General features: G+C 68.2%; 18 protein-coding genes and 1 tRNA gene. 12 read left to right on the top strand and 7 right to left on the bottom strand.

Annotated elements, in window-relative coordinates; all coding sequences use genetic code 11:
• The first annotated feature begins 25 nt into the window (after positions 1-25).
• Positions 26-1,717 carry a bifunctional metallophosphatase/5'-nucleotidase gene (locus Q5425_RS39750; protein WP_308677580.1) on the top strand — a complete coding sequence of 564 codons (1,692 nt, stop codon included), beginning with the start codon at positions 26-28 and terminating at the stop codon, positions 1,715-1,717.
• 38 nt (positions 1,718-1,755) lie between these two features.
• On the top strand, positions 1,756-2,082 hold the full coding sequence (locus Q5425_RS39745; RefSeq protein WP_308677579.1) for an MmcQ/YjbR family DNA-binding protein: 327 nt from the start codon (positions 1,756-1,758) through the stop codon (positions 2,080-2,082).
• Here the strand turns inward: Q5425_RS39745 and Q5425_RS39740 are convergent.
• Together Q5425_RS39740 and Q5425_RS39735 are read right to left on the bottom strand one after the other, a co-directional pair.
• The gene (locus tag Q5425_RS39740; protein WP_308677578.1) at positions 2,075-2,602 is read right to left on the bottom strand and encodes a GNAT family protein; all 528 of its coding nucleotides are present in this window, start codon (positions 2,600-2,602) and stop codon (positions 2,075-2,077) included. The genes Q5425_RS39745 and Q5425_RS39740 overlap by 8 nt on opposite strands.
• A 2-nt stretch (positions 2,603-2,604) precedes the next feature.
• Entirely contained in the window at positions 2,605-2,982 is a 378-nt protein-coding gene (locus tag Q5425_RS39735) for a nitroreductase family deazaflavin-dependent oxidoreductase (protein ID WP_308677577.1), read from the bottom strand.
• A gap of 106 nt (positions 2,983-3,088) precedes the next feature.
• Between Q5425_RS39735 and Q5425_RS39730 the strand changes: the two genes are divergently transcribed.
• The gene (locus Q5425_RS39730) at positions 3,089-3,739 is read left to right on the top strand and encodes a hypothetical protein (RefSeq protein ID WP_308677576.1); all 651 of its coding nucleotides are present in this window, start codon (positions 3,089-3,091) and stop codon (positions 3,737-3,739) included.
• Here Q5425_RS39730 and Q5425_RS39725 read toward each other — a convergent pair.
• Positions 3,736-4,935 carry a cytochrome P450 gene (locus tag Q5425_RS39725; RefSeq protein ID WP_308677575.1) on the bottom strand — a complete coding sequence of 400 codons (1,200 nt, stop codon included), beginning with the start codon at positions 4,933-4,935 and terminating at the stop codon, positions 3,736-3,738. The two genes, Q5425_RS39730 and Q5425_RS39725, sit on opposite strands and share 4 nt — an antisense overlap.
• A gap of 119 nt (positions 4,936-5,054) precedes the next feature.
• Here Q5425_RS39725 and Q5425_RS39720 point away from each other — a divergent pair, with 119 nt between their 5' ends.
• From Q5425_RS39720 to Q5425_RS39700, 5 genes are all read left to right on the top strand, one after another.
• Positions 5,055-5,405: a YciI family protein gene (locus Q5425_RS39720; protein WP_308677574.1), complete on the top strand. Its 351-nt coding sequence runs from the start codon at positions 5,055-5,057 to the stop codon at positions 5,403-5,405.
• Complete coding sequence (locus Q5425_RS39715; RefSeq protein WP_308677573.1) at positions 5,402-6,595, top strand: DUF6596 domain-containing protein; 1,194 nt, start codon at positions 5,402-5,404, stop codon at positions 6,593-6,595. The genes Q5425_RS39720 and Q5425_RS39715 overlap by 4 nt, the downstream gene beginning before the upstream one ends.
• Positions 6,596-6,806: 211 nt before the next feature.
• A complete protein-coding gene (locus Q5425_RS39710; RefSeq protein WP_308677572.1) occupies positions 6,807-8,000 on the top strand; it encodes a hypothetical protein in 1,194 nt (397 codons plus the stop codon).
• Between the two features lie 918 nt (positions 8,001-8,918).
• Complete coding sequence (locus tag Q5425_RS39705; RefSeq protein WP_308677571.1) at positions 8,919-9,464, top strand: hypothetical protein; 546 nt, start codon at positions 8,919-8,921, stop codon at positions 9,462-9,464.
• Positions 9,465-9,745: 281 nt separating this feature from the next.
• The gene (locus tag Q5425_RS39700; protein ID WP_308677570.1) at positions 9,746-10,234 is read left to right on the top strand and encodes a tyrosine-type recombinase/integrase; all 489 of its coding nucleotides are present in this window, start codon (positions 9,746-9,748) and stop codon (positions 10,232-10,234) included.
• A 94-nt stretch (positions 10,235-10,328) separates the two neighbouring features.
• On the opposite strand, the gene Q5425_RS39695 is transcribed toward Q5425_RS39700, so the two are convergent.
• A tRNA-Gly gene (locus Q5425_RS39695) sits at positions 10,329-10,399 on the bottom strand.
• Between the two features lie 111 nt (positions 10,400-10,510).
• Here Q5425_RS39695 and Q5425_RS39690 point away from each other — a divergent pair.
• Both Q5425_RS39690 and dcd read left to right on the top strand, forming a co-directional pair.
• Positions 10,511-11,704, top strand: a complete 1,194-nt coding sequence (locus tag Q5425_RS39690) for an oxygenase MpaB family protein (protein WP_308677569.1) — start codon at positions 10,511-10,513, stop codon at positions 11,702-11,704.
• An 85-nt stretch (positions 11,705-11,789) separates the two neighbouring features.
• Positions 11,790-12,371, top strand: a complete 582-nt coding sequence (dcd, locus tag Q5425_RS39685) for a dCTP deaminase (RefSeq protein WP_308677568.1) — start codon at positions 11,790-11,792, stop codon at positions 12,369-12,371.
• Here dcd and Q5425_RS39680 read toward each other — a convergent pair.
• A complete protein-coding gene (locus Q5425_RS39680) occupies positions 12,368-13,561 on the bottom strand; it encodes an NAD(P)/FAD-dependent oxidoreductase (protein ID WP_308677567.1) in 1,194 nt (397 codons plus the stop codon). The genes dcd and Q5425_RS39680 overlap by 4 nt on opposite strands.
• A 73-nt stretch (positions 13,562-13,634) precedes the next feature.
• Here Q5425_RS39680 and Q5425_RS39675 point away from each other — a divergent pair, with 73 nt between their 5' ends.
• Together Q5425_RS39675 and Q5425_RS39670 are read left to right on the top strand one after the other, a co-directional pair.
• On the top strand, positions 13,635-14,099 hold the full coding sequence (locus Q5425_RS39675; protein WP_308677566.1) for a MarR family transcriptional regulator: 465 nt from the start codon (positions 13,635-13,637) through the stop codon (positions 14,097-14,099).
• 162 nt (positions 14,100-14,261) lie between these two features.
• Entirely contained in the window at positions 14,262-14,963 is a 702-nt protein-coding gene (locus Q5425_RS39670; protein WP_308677565.1) for a CAP domain-containing protein, read from the top strand.
• Positions 14,964-14,972: 9 nt separating this feature from the next.
• On the opposite strand, the gene Q5425_RS39665 is transcribed toward Q5425_RS39670, so the two are convergent.
• Both Q5425_RS39665 and Q5425_RS39660 read right to left on the bottom strand, forming a co-directional pair.
• A complete protein-coding gene (locus tag Q5425_RS39665) occupies positions 14,973-15,971 on the bottom strand; it encodes a cation diffusion facilitator family transporter (RefSeq protein WP_308677564.1) in 999 nt (332 codons plus the stop codon).
• A 17-nt stretch (positions 15,972-15,988) separates the two neighbouring features.
• Positions 15,989-16,420, bottom strand: coding sequence for a DUF742 domain-containing protein (locus Q5425_RS39660; RefSeq protein ID WP_308677898.1), 432 nt, complete (start codon positions 16,418-16,420; stop codon positions 15,989-15,991).
• Positions 16,421-16,659 lie beyond the last annotated feature (239 nt).

Genomic DNA, 16,659 nt, shown 5'->3' with positions numbered 1-16,659 from the left:
GCGCGAATCGGAGGAAGAAACACTCATGAGGCTTTCGACCCGGCTCGCGGTGTTCGCCGCGGCCGCGCTGGCGACCACGGCGGTGACCACCGCACCCGCGTCCGCGGGCCAGCGCCCGGACCCCACGACCGACGTCCGGATCATCGGGTTCAACGACCTGCACGGCAACCTGGAGCCGCCGTCCGGCTCCAGCGGCCGCGTGGTGCAGTCGGACGGGACCACTGTGGACGCCGGCGGGGCCGCCTACCTGGCCACGCACGTGAAGCAGCTGCGGGCGCAGGTGGCCAACTCGTTCGTCGTGTCCGCCGGTGACAACATCGGTGCGTCGCCGGTGATCTCGGCGCTGTTCCACGACGAGCCGACCATCGACTTCCTGAACACCCTCGGCGTCAGCACGTCCGTCGTCGGGAACCACGAGTTCGACGAGGGCTACAAGGAGCTGCAGCGCATGCAGTTCGGGGGCTGCCACCCGACCGACGGTTGCCAGTTCGAGAAGACCTTCAAGGGTGCGAACTTCCCGTTCATCGGGTCCAATGTGTACTTCACCAACGGCCTGCCCGCGCTGTTGCCGTTCACCGTCAAGTTCGAAGGCGGTGTCCCGATCGGCGTCATCGGCGCCACGCTGGAGGACCTGCCGACCGTCGTCACGCCGGAGGCCATCAAGGGCCTGAAGTTCGGCGACGAGGTCGAAGCGATCAACCGGACCGCGAACCTGCTCGACTTCCTCGGCGTCAAGGCCCAGGTCGTGCTCCTGCACCAGGGTGACAGCACCGAGGTCGAGGGCCCGAACGACTGCAAGCTGCGCCCCGGCCCGGCCGCCGCGATCGCGGCCGCGGTGACGCCGAAGGTCGACGCGCTCTTCACCGGGCACAGCCACCAGCAGTACAACTGCGTCATCAACGACCCGGCGGGCCAGCCGCGGCCGGTCATCCAGGGTTCGTCGTTCGGCAGGCTGCTGTCGGTGGTGGACCTGAAGATCAGCCGCAAGACGCGCGACGTCGTGCGCTCGCAGACCAAGGCGTTCAACGAGATCGTCACCCGCACGGTCACGCCGGACCCGGCCGTGGCCGCGCTGGTCGCCGACGCCAAGACGAAGGCCGCGCCGATCGCGAACCGGCAGGTCGGCACCATCACCGCGGACCTGCCGGCGGCGGCCAACGCGGCCGGTGAGTCGTCGCTCGGCGACGTCATCGCCGACGCGCAGCTCGCGGGCACGCAGTCGAACAACGCGGTCGTCGCGATGACCAACCCGGGCGGCATCCGCGCCGACCTGACGTACAAGTCGTCGCCGAACGGCGAGGGCGACGGTGTGGTGACCTACGGCGAGGCGTTCACCGTCCAGCCGTTCGCGAACATCATGCAGACGATCACGCTGACCGGCGCGAACCTGAAGAACGTGCTGGAGCAGCAGTGGCAGGGCACGGTCACCCGTTTCCTGCAGCTCTCGAGCTCGCTGCACTACAGCTACTCGGCGTCCGCGCCGCAGGGCTCGCGGATCTCGGCGATCACGATCAACGGCACGCCGGTCGACCCGGCGGCGTCGTACCGCGTGTCGGTGAACAACTTCCTCGCCGCCGGCGGGGACGGCTTCACCGAGTTCACGAAGGGCACGAACCTGTCCGGTGGCCCGGTGGACCTCGACGCGCTGATCGAGTACCTGGGGGCCCACCCGAACCTGGCCCCGCCCGCGGCGGACCGGATCACCCGCCTGCCGTAGGTCCGCTTTCTCCAAGACACCGGGTCGACAATGAACCCATGACGACCTGGGAAGACGTCGTGCGCCTCGCCTCCGGGCTACCGGAGGTCGAGGCCTCGACGTGGTATCGCACGCCCGCGCTGAAGGTGGCGGGCAAGGGGTTCGCGCGGCTGCGCACCGAGGCCGAAGGCGGCTTGGTCCTGTGGTGCGGGCACGACGAGAAGGCCGCGTTGCTGGATTCCGGCGACGCGGCCTTCTTCACGACCCCGCACTACGACGGCCACGGCTCGATCATCGTCGACCTGGACCGCGTGGACGTCGATCAGCTGCGTGAGCTGCTCGAAGAGGCGTGGCGGCGGAAGGCGCCACGCCGGCTGCTCACTTGAGCTCGCCCTTGAGCATGCTCATCAGGATCATGTCGTGCCGCTCGCCGTCGGCGTCGATGAACGATTCGCGGTGGCGGCCCTCTTCGACGAACCCGATCTTGCGGTAGACGTGCCGGGCGGCCTCGTTCTCGGCGACCACCCACAGCGTGATCTGGTGCAGCCGCATCGCGGTGAAGCCGTAGCGGCACAGCAGGCGCAGGGCTTCGGTGCCGTAGCCGCCGCCGCGGTACTCGGCATCGCCGATGTAGACGTCGAGCGTGGCCTCGCCGAGTTCGGGCTCGGCGTCCCGCAGGTCGATGACGCCGATGAGCTTGCGCTCGGCCCTGGCTTCGATGCCGAGGACGACCTTCTCGTACGTGTTGAGCGGGCGTTCTTCGCAGCGCTTGCGCACCTGGGCCAGCGACAACGGGTGTTCGTTGACCATCCACCGGCCGACCTCGGGGTCGGCGGTCCACGGGTGCAGCCGTTCGGCGTCCTCCGGCTCCAGCGCGCGCAGCCGGACGAGCTCCCCCTCGAGCATCTTTACTCCCTTTTCAACAGCAGAAAGTCGTTGACCTCCAGCAAGCCGAGGACCTGCCGGATCGGGACCGGCACGGCCTGCCGTGATTCATCATGCACGAGCTCGGCGCCGTGCACGGTGATGTTTTTCCGCCGGAAGACCAGCGTGCAGCCGCCGGCGGCGAGCACGTTCTTCACCCAGTCCGCGCCGGGGCCGTAGGTCAACGCGACCACGAAACCGTCCTTCGTGCGGAAGACGTTGACCGGCGTGCGGAACTCGCGTCCGGACTTCCGTCCCTTGTGGACGACCATGGCGAACCCGGGCGCCCAGCCGGCGACGTGCTTGAGAACCTGGTTGGTCGCGACGCGGTTGAACCGGGCGACCCGTTTGGAGAGCACCATGCGCTCATGATGATCCTGCTCGCCGGATAAATCAACGACCGATGAATTAACCGATCGGGTGACCCCGGCTCCCCGAGCGGCGGGCTCCGATGGTGGGATATGGCGCATGTCGACCGCATGGCCGCTGCGCCAGGACCCGGAAGGGCCGGTCATCATCGCGCTGGCCCTGGTGAACGACCCCGACGCGCTGGGCTTCGTCGTCCTGGACGACGAGGACGACTGGTTCATCAGCGACGGCACCGAGCTGTCCGACGACGTGCTGGTCAACCGCGAGAGCTTCGGCAAGATGTCGCTGCGCGAAGCCGTCGAACTGCTGCCCCAGCTGGGCGCGCTGGCGGGCCTCCCGACGGGGATGGCCGCCGACTGGGACCCGGAGCGCCGCACGTGGCTGCTCTCGTCGGTGACCGGCTCCGACGACGAGGACGAGGACATCCGGCTGCTCGCCCAGCGCCGCGCGGCGTGGAAGTACGAGGGCTCCCCGGACGACGAGGCCCAGATCAGCACCGGCCTCACCGAGATCCCGACCGGCCCCCAGCAGCCGGTGCGCGCGGTCCGCCAGGTCGTCCGCGAGCAGGACGGCACGTGGCTGTTCGTCGGCTTCGAGGTCCCCGAGGCGGAGGACTTCGAGGTCGAGGGCTTGGAGCTGGAGCACGTGGCGAACCTGTACCCGGACGTGCGCACGGTGCTGAAGGCGGCGCCGGGCCAAGTGTACGACCGAGCGACGCCGGACAGCGATTGGGAGCTCGTCGAGGGTTAGAGCTCGATAGGTAGGTGGAAGAGCCCGCGGGTGATCGGGCTCGGCCACCACATCAGGTCGTCTTCGGCGACGGCGAGCCGTGCGGCCGGGAGGCGCCGGAGCAGGCTTTCGAAGGCGACGTCGGCCTGCAGCCGGGCCAGGGCCGCGCCGATGCACAGGTGCGGCCCGGCGCCGAACGCGATGTGCCGCCGTTTCGCCGACCGCTGTCCCGGCCGGAACGCGTCGGCGTCTTCGAAGGCCGCGGGGTCGCGGTTGGCGGCCAGCACCGAGACGAGGATCGGGTCGCCGGGCCGCATGACCCGGCCGCCGATCTCGACGTCCTCGGTGGGAAACCGCCAGGTCGCGTTCTGCAGCGGCGCGTGCAGCCGGAGCGTTTCCTCGATGACGGCGGCGCGGTGCTGCGGGTCCAGCCGTGCCTTCGCGGCTTCTTCGGGATGGTTCAGCAGGGCGAGCGCGCCGGTCGAGATCAACCCGACGGTCGTCTCGTGGCCGCCGATCAAGATCAGGAAGGCCGTCGAGGTCACCTCGTCCGCGGAGAGCGTTCCCACGGCCTCCTGCGCGACGAGGTCGCTGATCAGATCGGTGCCCCGCGTCGCGCGCTTGGCCTCGACGACCTCGGTGACCAGCCGTTCCAGCACGTCGGTGGCTTCGCGGACCTTGGAGCCGTCGGTGTCGTCGGCCGAATCGATGACGAGCGACCACTCGTGCACGTCTTCGCGGTACCGCCCGGGCACCCCGAGCAGGTCGCAGATGATCGCGATCGGCAGCGGGTAGGCGAGGTCGGTGACGAGGTCGCCGCGCCCGCGTGCTTCAACGGCGTCGATCAGCTCGTCGGTCACCTGCTGGGCGCGCTCGCGCAGGCTCTGCATCCGCCGCGGCCCGAACGCGCCGGCGCAGGCGCGGCGCAGCCGGGCGTGCTCGGGTGGATCGGCGTTGATCATGTGCGAACCGAGCGACGGCCGGTGGTCGAGCGGCAGGCCCATGCCCGAACGCTGCCACTCCTCGTGGCCGGCGAAGGGGCTCTTGACCAGGGCGGGGTGGTTGAGCGCCGTCACGGCGTCGTCGTACCGCGTGATCAGCCACGCCCAGGTGCCGGTCGGGAAGCGGAGCCGGCGCGGTGGCCGTTCGCGCAGCCAGGCGTAAGCGGGTGAGGGGTCGCGATCGAAGTCCGGACCGAACAGCGCGGGCTCTCCCATGGTCCTCACCCTGCCCGCCGGACTTTCTTTCCGACAAGTGTCCCGGCGCGGCTTCCCCCGTTCGTCCTTACAGTGAGAGCCGGCGATCGGCGCCGGTCAGGACCTGCGAGGAGCACCTCATGCCCAAGTACGCCGCGATCATCTACGCCACCGACATCGACCCGACCGCGCCCGAGGCCACGGACATGATGAAGGACTACGACGAGTTCGGCGCGGGAGCGCAAGCGGTGATCCGCGGCGGCGCGGCGCTCTACCCGACGGCGACCGCGACGACGGTCCGCGTCACCGGCGGCAAGGGCGGCGACATCGTCACCAGCGACGGCCCGTACGCGGAGACGAAGGAAGCCCTCACCGGGTTCTACCTGATCGAGTGCGCCGACCTCGACGAAGCCGTCAAGGTCGCGGCCCGGATCCCGGGCGCCTGGGACGGCGCGATCGAGGTCCGGCCGGTCGTCGACTTCGGCAAGTGACCGGCGCCGGGGACGCGGTCGCGCGGCTGGTCCGGGACGAGGGCACCCGGGTACTGGCCACGCTGGTCCGCGTCACCGGCAGCGTCGACCTGGCCGAAGACGCGGTCCAGGACGCCGTCGTGCGCGCGCTGGAGACGTGGCCGCGCGACGGCGTCCCCGGCAATCCCCGCGGCTGGCTGCTGGTCGCGGCCCGCCGCCGCGCGGTGGACGTGGTCCGCCGCGAAGCGAAGCGGCTCGGGAAGGAGGCCGACGCGATGCCCGCGGTCGACCCGTACCCGGACCCGCTCTCGGTCCGCGACGACCTCCTGCGGCTGGTCTTCACGTGCTGTCATCCGGCGTTGTCGTTGGACGCCCAGGTCGCTTTGGCGCTTCGGACGTTGGGCGGTTTGTCGACCGCGGAGGTCGCCCGGGCGTTGCTGCTCCCCGAAGCGACGATGGCGAAGCGGCTGACGCGCGCGAAGCAGAAGATCGCCCAAGCGCGGATTCCGTACCGGGTGCCGTCGGCGGAGGAGCTGCCGTCGCGGCTGGCCGGCGTCGCCTCGACGGTGTACCTGATCTTCAACGAGGGCTACACGGGCCGCGAGCCGCTCCTCGTCGAGGGAGTCCGCCTGGCGCGCTTGCTGGTGTCGCTGATGCCGGACGAGCCGACAGCGTTGGGGCTGCTGGCGTTGGTGTTGCTGCAGGACGCCCGCCGTCCCGCGCGGTTCCTCCCGGACGGTTCGCCGGTGTTGCTCGCCGCGCAGAACCGTGCGTCGTGGGACGCAGCGCTGATCAAGGAAGGCGTCGAGCTGGTCGGCCGCGGCTTGCGCCGGACTCCGGCGGTGCCGAACGCGTATGTGGTCCAGGCGGCCATCGCGGCTTGCCACGACCTCGCACCATCGTGGGCCGGAACGGACTGGAACGCGGTGATTTCCTGGTACGACGTGCTGTTGTCGGTGCAGGACACACCGGTGGTCCGGTTGAACCGCGCGGCAGCGGTCGCGGAACGGGACGGCCCTTCGACGGCTTTGGCGCTGGTGGATGCATTGCCGGGCTTGGACGGCTATCCGTGGTGGCACGCGTCGAGGGCGGAGTTGTTGCACCGGCTGGGTTCGGCGTCGGCTTTTGAGGCGCTGGAGCGCGCGGAGGAAACCGGTTTGCCCGCCGCGCATGTCGCGCATTTGCGAGCCCGGATCGGGTTTTCGAAATAATCGACTGCTCACGCTCAACTGTTTTCTTTTGTGATAGGAAAAACGCTGAAGACCGCAGCGTGAGGATCGCTGCCACTGCCGTATGATCTTGGGGTTTGTGCGCAGTGAAAGCTATAGCGGAGACGTCTCACCAGGAGCCGGCCGCCGGTCGCGCGTGGGAGCTGTCGGTGGGCTCGGCGCGACGGTTCTCGCGACATCGGCGATGGGCTATGTGCTGCTCCTGCTGGCCGGCAAGCATCTCAGCTCCGTCGAGAACGCAGTTTTCCTGGGTTTCTGGGGATTGCTGATGGGTGTGGGCAGTGCTCTGTCGCCGGTGGAGCAGGAGTTGTCGCGCCAGACGGCTGTGGCCGCGGCGCAGGGACGCAAGCCGGATTTGAGCGCTGCGCGGACGTTCGCGGTGACGCAGACCGTCGCGATCGTGGTGGCCGCGGTACTCGCGGTGCCAACGGTGAATGCGCAGCTGTTCGACCAGCACCGCGAGTTGGCGTGGGTGGCCGGTTGCGGAATTGTGGCGTTCCCTTCGTTGTACGCGATGCGCGGGTTGTTCATCGGCGCCGGGCAGAACGGGCGCTACTCGGCGATATTGCTGGCCGAGGCCGGGGTCCGGCTGGTGCTGTTCGTGGGATTCGTTGTTGCCGGGGTCAGCGGGCTGATCTGGTTGGCGGTTGCGGTGGCGGCCGGCTCGTGCGCTTGGCTGCCGTTCGCTTTCCGTGCGCGCGGTTTGGTCGAACCGAGTCCGTCGAGCGAGCCGTGGGGTGCGCTGTGGCGGCGGATGCTGGGTCTGACCGTCAGCGCGGCGTTGACCGCGAGCGTGCTGACCGGCTACCCGGCCGTGGTGAAGCTCGTCGCGCCGCGCGGGAGCGAAGATGCGCTGGGCGGGTTGTTCCTGGCGGTGTCGCTGCTGCGGTCCCCGCTGCTGCTGGTGCTGGCTCCGATCCAGACGTTGGCGGTCCCGACTGTCGTGCGGGTGCTAAACCAGCCGGACGGCCCGCGCCGGCTGCGGCGGTTCGCCGCGGTGGGCGCGGGGGGAACGCTGGTCGTCGGGTTGCTCGTGGCAGCGGTGGCGTACGTGGCGGGGCCGTGGGTGTTCCACTTGCTGTACCGGGACAAGTTCGCCGTGTCAGCGTGGACGATGGCCGGCCTCGGGTGGTCGGGAATAGCCCTGGCGGCCACGATGCTGACCGTGGCTGTGCTGGTCGCGCGCAAGCAGACCGGCAGGGTCGTCACCGTGTGGGCAGTCGTGGCCGGGTTGAGTTTGCTGGTGTTGCTGCTGTCGCCCGGCGGAATCCTGTTCCGTGCGGTGCTGGGCGCCACGGTGGCACCGACCGTCGGGTTGACGGTCGCGTTGACGATGGCGGCGGCGACACCGCGCGGACGGGCCACGGCGAGCTCGGCCGGGCAATGAGAAAGGGATGTCTCCCGAATCGGGAAACATCCCTTGTGGTCTGCCCAACTTCAAATGAGAGCGGATGACGGGAATCGAACCCGCGTATTCAGCTTGGGAACCAGGGTGTTCATGCTCGGAAGTGGCCCTGACCTGCGAACGGGACTGTCTCGCGGTACCCGCTGTTGACCTTGGTTGACCCGCCTGAATGGCACGCTAATGGCATGGCCAGCGGCCCGTACACACCTCACGGCTCAGGCGGCACGACAGCCCTAAACGTCCGGGGCGTAGCAGTCAAGCGACAAGTTAACAGCCCGCCGTGACCCTCCGGCTAACGTGGGGAGATCCTTCTCCGTTGTCTGTCAGGCGCCTCATGGTCACTACCTAGGCCCTAGCCGTGACCGTCGCTACATGTCGTGGTGCGGCAGGGCTTGCAACTCGGACCGCTGATCCGCGGTCAACTCCACCGAGCCAGCCAACACTATGCCTCGTCACCTGACGTAGGCCTAGTAGCATCACCGCACGAGCGAGGAGCAACGGCTATCCCGTCGTCGGACAGAGCTTGCTCTTGGCGCCGCCGCTGACCCTGGTTGACCACCCCTAATTGCCGCCAATGGCCCGACGTAGTGACACACCACATGCACGATCGAGGTGATCCCCTTGCGACGCTGCCCGATCTCGGCAGGCCTGCGGCGTCGTGGTTGGGGCGGACGAGGGCGGCGAGATGCTCTTTAAAGCCGCTGATCGGACAGCGACCGCTAAACCGCGACGGGAGAAGATAATAAAATGTCAGCCTTGCCGGTCGCCCCTCCGGGAAACTGTTGTGTCAAGGATGGATTTTGGCTCCCACTCGGACGCTCGCGTTAATGATATGTCGTTTAGACGACCGTGAGATTGAGAGCGATTGTGGTAAGTAGTTGGTTTACACTGGCCGCGGCTGTGATCGCCGCTGCCGCTGCGATCTTCAACGTCATGATGACCAAGCGCAGCACGAGCAACGTCGAGCTACAGAAGTGGCGCAGGCAGCAGGTTGGAGAGCTGGGTGCTCGCGTCATAGCGACAGTTCACGCTGTCGTTGACACATGGCAAGCGATAGCTTGTGGCCGAGTGATCATGTTGGGAGTATCCGGCGAAACTAGGGAACGAGCTCGCGGTGAAGTCAGGGACCTGACGAAGCAATTCTGCGAACAGATGGACACGATCGAGCTTGCGGTGGCGGAACTCGACATGCTCGCTGGCCGCGATGTCGTGGCCTACAGTTCCTATCTGCTCTCGGTCCTTGACAGTTTGCGACAAGTTGTGCGCCAAGCCTATGAGCCCGAAGGCTCAAACGAGGTGTGGGGTGATCACGAACAGATGTGTCTTGAGGTTCACGCTGCACTGTTTGAACTGGTGGACGTCATGCGGTCAGATCTGGGTATTGAGAAGCGGACGATTTTCAGGGTCAAACCTGAGTATCGAGCCCAGATCCAAACGGATCAGTGACGCCGATTGTGTGGATCGTGGCACGGCGGTGACGTCGCCCAGACTAGTCCGTCACCCCGATACGAAGTCAGCACGCGGCCGGTGGTGCCGGGTCAAGGCACGCTTTCTCGCCTTGACCCGGTGCTACCGGCCGTTGTCATGATCCGGCTTCGGGGTGGTGGGTCTACCGATCTGGGAGCTTGCGGCTGAGCATGTCGATGGCGTCGCTCGACAGATGGCAGCGAACCGGAAAGACCCCGAAATACAACAACCCGAAAGAGGTAACCAAGTGACTGACCCCTTTGCCGACTACAAGCGGCCGTGGGCTCGTCGTCGGTCCGCCCAAGTCGCGGGCGGGTGTCCGGACGCTGATCATTCCGACGGCGGTCCGCCGTGACCTGCTGCGGCACCTGGACACCTGGGTCAAGCCTCAGCAGGACGCGCTGCTCTTCACGGGTGAGCGCGCTGGGCACGCGGTCCGCCGGCCGAACTTCAGCCAGCGGACCCGGTGGACGGAGGTCGTGGAGAAGATGGGGCTCAAGGGCCTGCACTTCCATGACCTCCGGCACGCCGGGAACATCTGGGCGTCGAAGGCGGGGACGTCGACCAAGGACCTGATGGCGCGGATGGGCCACGACGACATGCGGGCAGCCCTGATCTACCAGCGCGCGACCAGCGACGCGGACAAGCAGATCGCGGACCGGCTGTCCAAGCTCGTCGACCGGCACCGCAAGGGCACCACACCGGACGACGACGAAGATCAGGACGGCCAACCGGTGCCAGTCGGCTAATGGCACATCAATGGCACGCGAGAAGTGAACAGCGGAGATAGAGAAAGCCCCAGGTCCACAGTAGACACCATGTGACCTGGGGCTTCTCGATGAGAGCGGATGACGGGAATCGAACCCGCGTATTCAGCTTGGGAAGCTGATGTTCTACCATTGAACTACATCCGCAGTGCGTCGCCAGCATACACGGCGCCGTGATCCCCTTGTCCAGGACCCTCCTCCTTGACTCTTGCCCGTCAAGTGACAACACTTGTTGTCGACTCGCGGAGGTGAGCTGTCATGGACGAGCCCGAGCTGTTCCGGCAAGGCGGGTTCCGGCTGGCCCAGCGGCTGTTCATCGAAGGTGACATCCGGGGCGACGAACGCCAGGTCGCCCGCATCCGGGAGTTCGCCCAGGTGCAGGACCGGCTGGCGGACGACGTTGTCGCCTGGATGGCGCAGCAGCCCAAAGGCCACGGGCGGCGGCTCTTCGAGGAGGCGCTCAAGGGCGGTCCCAAGACGCCCGGGCCGCTCAAGGACTTCTTCGACCAGGTCGACGCCAAGCCCTACTGGGTCGATGACGAGCGGATCGAGCGGGGTGCGAAAGCCATCACCCGGGCCGGTCTTCTGGGGCTCTTCCCGCTCGGGGACATGTCGCTGATGGGCGGCTACCTCGCCTCGCGCGCCACGAAAGCGCTGGTCGGGACCGGCGAGATCGAGTACAAGGCCACCAGGAGGCTCGTCGAGACCGCCGCCTGGTGGATCGACGTCACCACGCCCGGTGCCCTCAAGCACGGTGCGCAGGGGTGCGCCTCCGCGCTGCGGATCCGGCTCGTGCACGCCCACGTGCGCGCCGCCATGAACCGGCGGGACGACTGGGACTACGCCGCCTGGGATCGGCCCGTCAACCAGGTGCAGACCGCCGGCACGCTGCTGCTCTTCTCGCTCGTCTACGTCTTCGGGACGCAGCTGCTCGGCCTCCGCTACTCCGCCCGCGAACGCGGCGACATCCTGCACCTCTGGCGCTACATCGGCTGGCTGATGGGCGTCGACGACGAACTGCTGCCCACCGGTGAAGAGGACGCCTGGCGGCTGCTGTGGCTGCTCGCGGCAACCGAATTTATCCCCGACGACGACTCCAAGCGGCTCGCCAAGGCCCTGATCGAGGCCAACGCCGCTGTCGGCGAGGGACGCGGGGCCGTCGGGAAGGTGCTCTCGCACGTCTCCGTCGCCGTGCACTCGTCGATCAGCCGGCTCGTGCTGGGGAAGACCAACGCCGACTTCCTCGGTCTGCCGAACGACCCGGTTGCGCAGGCCGCGATCGTCGCCGTCGCGGGGGTCAACTTCGCCGCCGAGACCGTGCGGCGGTTCATCCCCGGAGCCACCGCGCTGCAGGAACGGATCGGTGAGGCCGGGCGCCGCGGGTACGTGAAGCGGCTCGAGAAGATCTTCGCGCCCGATACGACCTACGCGCAGCACATGCGGGCCGCCTGACCAGCTTTTCGGGGGTCCGGGTGGCGGAGCCCCCGGCCCGGGGCGGAGCCCCGGATGTCACAGCCCACCGGATAGGCTTCGGGCCGTGCTGCTCAGTGACCGTGACCTCCGCAAAGAGCTCGACGCCGGCCGGCTCGGCATCGACCCCTTCGATGCCGGCATGGTCCAGCCGTCCAGCATCGATGTCCGGCTCGACCGGTACTTCCGCGTCTTCGACAACAGCAAGTACACCCACATCGACCCGCAGCTGCAGCAGGACGAGCTGACGTCGCTGGTCGAGAAGGAGGGCGACGAGCCCTTCGTGCTGCACCCCGGCGAGTTCGTGCTCGGCTCGACGTTCGAGCTCGTCACCCTGGCCGATGACCTGGCCGGCCGCCTCGAGGGCAAGTCCTCCCTCGGCCGCCTCGGGCTGCTCACGCACTCCACCGCCGGGTTCATCGACCCCGGCTTCTCCGGGCACATCACCCTGGAGCTGTCGAACGTCGCGAACCTGCCGATCACGCTCTGGCCCGGCATGAAGATCGGCCAGCTGTGCATCTTCCGGCTTTCGAGCTCGGCCGAGCACCCGTACGGCTCCAGCGAAGCCGGGTCCCGCTACCAGGGGCAGCGCGGCCCGACCCCGAGCCGGGCGTACAAGAACTTCCACCGCATCGACACCTGGCGCTAAGCAGCCACCTTCTCGTCCCAGTCGATGTGGTGGTTCCACATGAACGCGTTCGGGTCCTCGTCGAACGGCTTCGAGAACGCCCGCTTGATGAAGAAGTCGCGGACGACGCGCCCGACCGGGCCGATGACCTTGGTGTCGCCGTTGCGCTTCCCGGCCGCGACCACCGCTTCGACGCGCTCGCGTCGCAAGCTCTCGTACGTGGTCAGCGCGCGCTCGACGTCGGGCACGTCGCGGAGGCACTTGCCCAGCGTGACGGCGTCTTCGATGGCCATCGAGGCGCCCTGGCCCGCCGCCGGTGACGTCGCGTGCGCCGCGTCGCCGATGATCACCATGCGGCCGCGGTGCCAGACCGGGACCGTGGGGAAGTCGTACGTCGGCCACGCCGGGTAGATCTCGCGCGTCGCGCGGATGATCTCGGTGGCCGGCGTCCGGTCGCGGGCCACCAGGTGCAGGAGCTCGGCGCGCAGCTTCTCCCCGGCGAGCCCGGCCAGCTCGGCCGCGGTCGGCTCGGTCTTGCGGGCCGGGTTCGCGAACCACCAGACGCGGCCGTCCGTGCTGACGACGTGGCAGAAGAACACGCGCTTGCCGAACACCATGTTCAGCACGCCGGGCTCGTCGGGCAGGTCCAGGCCTTCGGCGAAACCGCCGGTGTTCAGCAGGGGAACGTACCGCGGTGACGGCGCGTCCGGGTCGATGATCGTGCGGACCCGGGACCGGAGGCCGTCGGCGCCGATCAGCAGGTCGCCTTCGGCGTGCGAGCCGTCCGCGAAGTCCGCTCTGACGTGCGTGTTCGTCTGGCTCGCGCCGATCAGGCGGTTGCCGTACCCGACGTGGATGCCGCGCCGGGCAGCCTCGTCGCGCAACGCGATGTAGAGGTCGGAGCGCAGGACGGTCTGGCTCACCGTGCCGTCCGGGAGGGTGCCGCCGAGGGGGAATTCGGTGAGCCGGGTGCCGTTGCCGAGCCCGATCGACATCCGCGGCGAGTCGAAGCCCGCGCTGCGGACCACGTCCTTGAGCCCCAGCGGGAGCAGCGCGTCCAAGCCGTTGACCGCCAGCGTCAGGAACGCGCCGACGCCCTCGGCGCTGCGGTCGTACCTTTCGAACAGCAGCGGCTCGTGCCCGGCTTCGTGCAGCGCGATGGCCGTGATCGTGCCCGCGACGCCGCCCCCGATGATCAGTGCCCGTGTCATGTCGTTCGATCCCTCAAATGTCTTAGAAAGTAATTCGTTCTGTCGAACTAAAGAGTGGGCTAGGCTGGTCGCCGTGTCAAGCGAGCGAACAGAACTCGTCGAAGAGGTCCTGCTCAGGTCGCGGGAGCTGTCGACGGAGACGGTCATGTTCCACACCGCGATCTCCGAGACGCGGGGGCTGTCGGCGGTGGAGAGCAAGGTCCTCGACTACCTCGCGCGGTTCGGGCCGCAGACGCCGAAGGACCTCGCGCGGCTCTCCGGGCTCGCGCCCGCGTCGGTGACGGCGATGATCGACCGGCTGGAGCGCAAGGGCATCGTCAACCGCGAGCGGCACCCGGACGACCGGCGCAAGATCCTCATCGCCCTGGACCTGCAGTCCATCGCCAGCGGCAGGCACCTGTGGGACCACCTGGTCAAGGGCATGTACGAGCTCTGCGACCGCTACACCGACGACGAGCTCCGGACGGTGATCGGGTTCGTCCAGGCGGCCACCGCGATAACCCATGAATCGACGGAGAAGCTGACCGAGTCCAGCTAATAGACTGAATGGAGTAATGTGGAAGCATCCGTTTGCCGGGGAATTCACGCCTGTCATCGATAAGGCGCCCTAAGAATGTGACCAGTGCGTTCGCGGGGTTCTCGCCGTAATCGTCCCGTGATACGTTCCTGCGCCGTGTCCCCCATTGGTCAACGTGCTCACGTGGTGATGGTGTCACTCAGTGTGCTGCTCGGCGTTTTTTCCGCCGCGGCCGGCACCTGGATGGCCACCGCGGAAGGAAACACCGCCGAGCTCGGCGCCGCGGCGCTGGTCCTGCCGAACGCGCCCGCCGGCGCCGGCGGCAGCAGCGGAACCGAGCTCGCCGGCGGTCAGGTCCAGACCACCACCCCCGGTCAGCCTGCCGCGCCCACCGCCTCGGCCCCCGCCCCGGCGACGTCCAGCGAGGCACCCACGCCGAGCGAGACGTCCTCGGCGCCCCAGCCGACGACGTCCGAAGCGCCGCCGCCGAGCACCAAGCCCGCGGCGCGCGTCGCCCCCTCGACCACCGCCCAGGTCGTCGCGCTGGTCAACGACGAGCGGGCGAAGGCGGGCTGTGCCCCGCTGACCGAGGAATCGCACGTGACGAAGGCCGCGCAGGACTACAGCGACCTGATGTCGGCCGAAAACTTCTTCTCCCACACCAGCCCCGACGGCACGACGTTCGACCAGCGCATCAAGAACGCCGGCTATTCGAAGCCGGGCGCGGAAAACATCGCGCGGGGGCAGACGTCCGCGGCGCAGGTCATGGACTCCTGGATGAACTCCCCGGGCCACCGCGCGAACATCCTGAACTGCACGCTCAAGAAGATCGGCGTCGGCGTCACCACCGCGGGCTGGTACTGGGTCCAGGACTTCGGCTACTGAGGCGAAAAGCTACTTGCCCCACCGCTCGGCGATGTCGCCGTAGCGCGCCAGCACCGTCGCCCGCAGCTCCGGGTCCGACCGCGGCACCGGCTCGATGAACACCTCGGTGACGTCGTTGAACGACTCGGTCAGCTCCGACGCGAGCCGGACGCACGCGCGTTCGAGGTCCCCGGCGCCGAGCGAGTCGTCGAAGTCCACGCGGGCGCAGACCAGTACCTGGTCGGTGCCCATCAGCATGGTCTGCAGGTCGACGACGGCCTCGATCTCCGGCGCCGCGTTCAGGTGGTCGCGGACGCCGCGGACCAGCGTCGGGTCGGCCTGACGCCCGACGAGCAGGCCGCGGTTGGTGCGGCCGAGCAGGTAGGCGACGCAGGCGAGCAGCAGGCCGATGGCGATCGACGCGATGCCGTCCCAGACTTCGGAGCCGGTGAGCTGGTGCAGCCCGATGCCGCCGAACGCGATCAGCAGGCCGATCAGCGCGGCCGAGTCCTCGAACAGGACGGTCTTCGGCGTCGGGTCGTCGATGAGCCGCAGGTAGGTCCACAGCGAGCGGTCCGCGGCCTTCGACTCCCGGACGACCTGGCGCACCGCCTGCAGCCACGACGTGCCTTCCAGCACGAACGCCACGGCGAGGACGATGTAGCTGAGCAGCGACGTGCTTTGCGCTTCGCCGTGCCCGAACAGCGTCGAGATGCCCTCGTAGAGCGCGAACATCGCGCCCGAGGCGAAGATCGAGACGGCCGCGAGCAGCGACCAGAAGTAGCGCTCCTTGCCGTAGCCGAAGGGGTGCACGCGGTCGGCCGGGCGCTCCGAGCGCTTCAGCGCGGTCAGCAGCAGGCCCTCGGTGATCGTGTCGGCCACCGAGTGCGCCGCTTCGGACAGCATCGCGCCCGAGCCGGTGATGATGCCGGCGACCAGCTTCATGATGGCGATCGCCAAGTTCACCCCGCCGGCGAGCAGGACGGTCAGGGTGCTTTCGCCGCCGGAGTTCCCGGATTCCTCGCTCACGTTGGTGAGCGTAGTGCTCAGAGGCGCTGCAGGCCGTTCAGAACGCGTTCCATGAGCGCCATCGCCGGACGGCCGTCGGCGCCGGTCCGGCTGTCGTGGATGGTGACCAGGCCCTGTTCGGCCATGTCGTCCAGCAGCACGCGAGCGACGCCGAGCGGCACGCTCAGCGTGGCCGCGACCTCGGCGACCGAACGCGGGTGCAGGCACAGCGAGTGCACGGAGCGGAACTCACCGGCCACCCGGGCGCCGTCCCAGTGCGCGCCGGCCCGGGTCGAGACCATCGCTTCGATCGCGAGGTGCCGCCGGGACTGCGTCCGCCCGCGCGTGAGGACGTACGGGCGGACGAGGGTGCGCTGGAAGGGCACGTAGTCCGAGTTCGGCCGGGCGTCGTCCGGGAGGGGGTGGAGAGCGTGTCGGCCGGTCGTGGTGGTCCGCCGGTCCTCGCCCATCATCCTCGCCGCTCCCTAGGTTTTCGTGATCGTCAAAGGTGCCCTCGCTGGCATCGGCGGCGGCGAGGAAAGGCCAGGATACGCCGCTTGTCCATAGTTCAGGCGATCGTTTGTCCTTCACCCGATGGGCCATTTCGGTGATTATCATGAACATTTTTCGGGAAAACGATTACTGTGACGAACTCCCAGCTAGCGGCCCTGAAGTCAAGGGCAAACTCAGTGACAACGGGTAGTGGAAT

It is taken from the genome of Amycolatopsis sp. A133 (assembly GCF_031082405.1).
Taxonomy (GTDB): domain Bacteria; phylum Actinomycetota; class Actinomycetes; order Mycobacteriales; family Pseudonocardiaceae; genus Amycolatopsis.
This window is presented reverse-complemented; position numbering and strand designations above follow the sequence as displayed.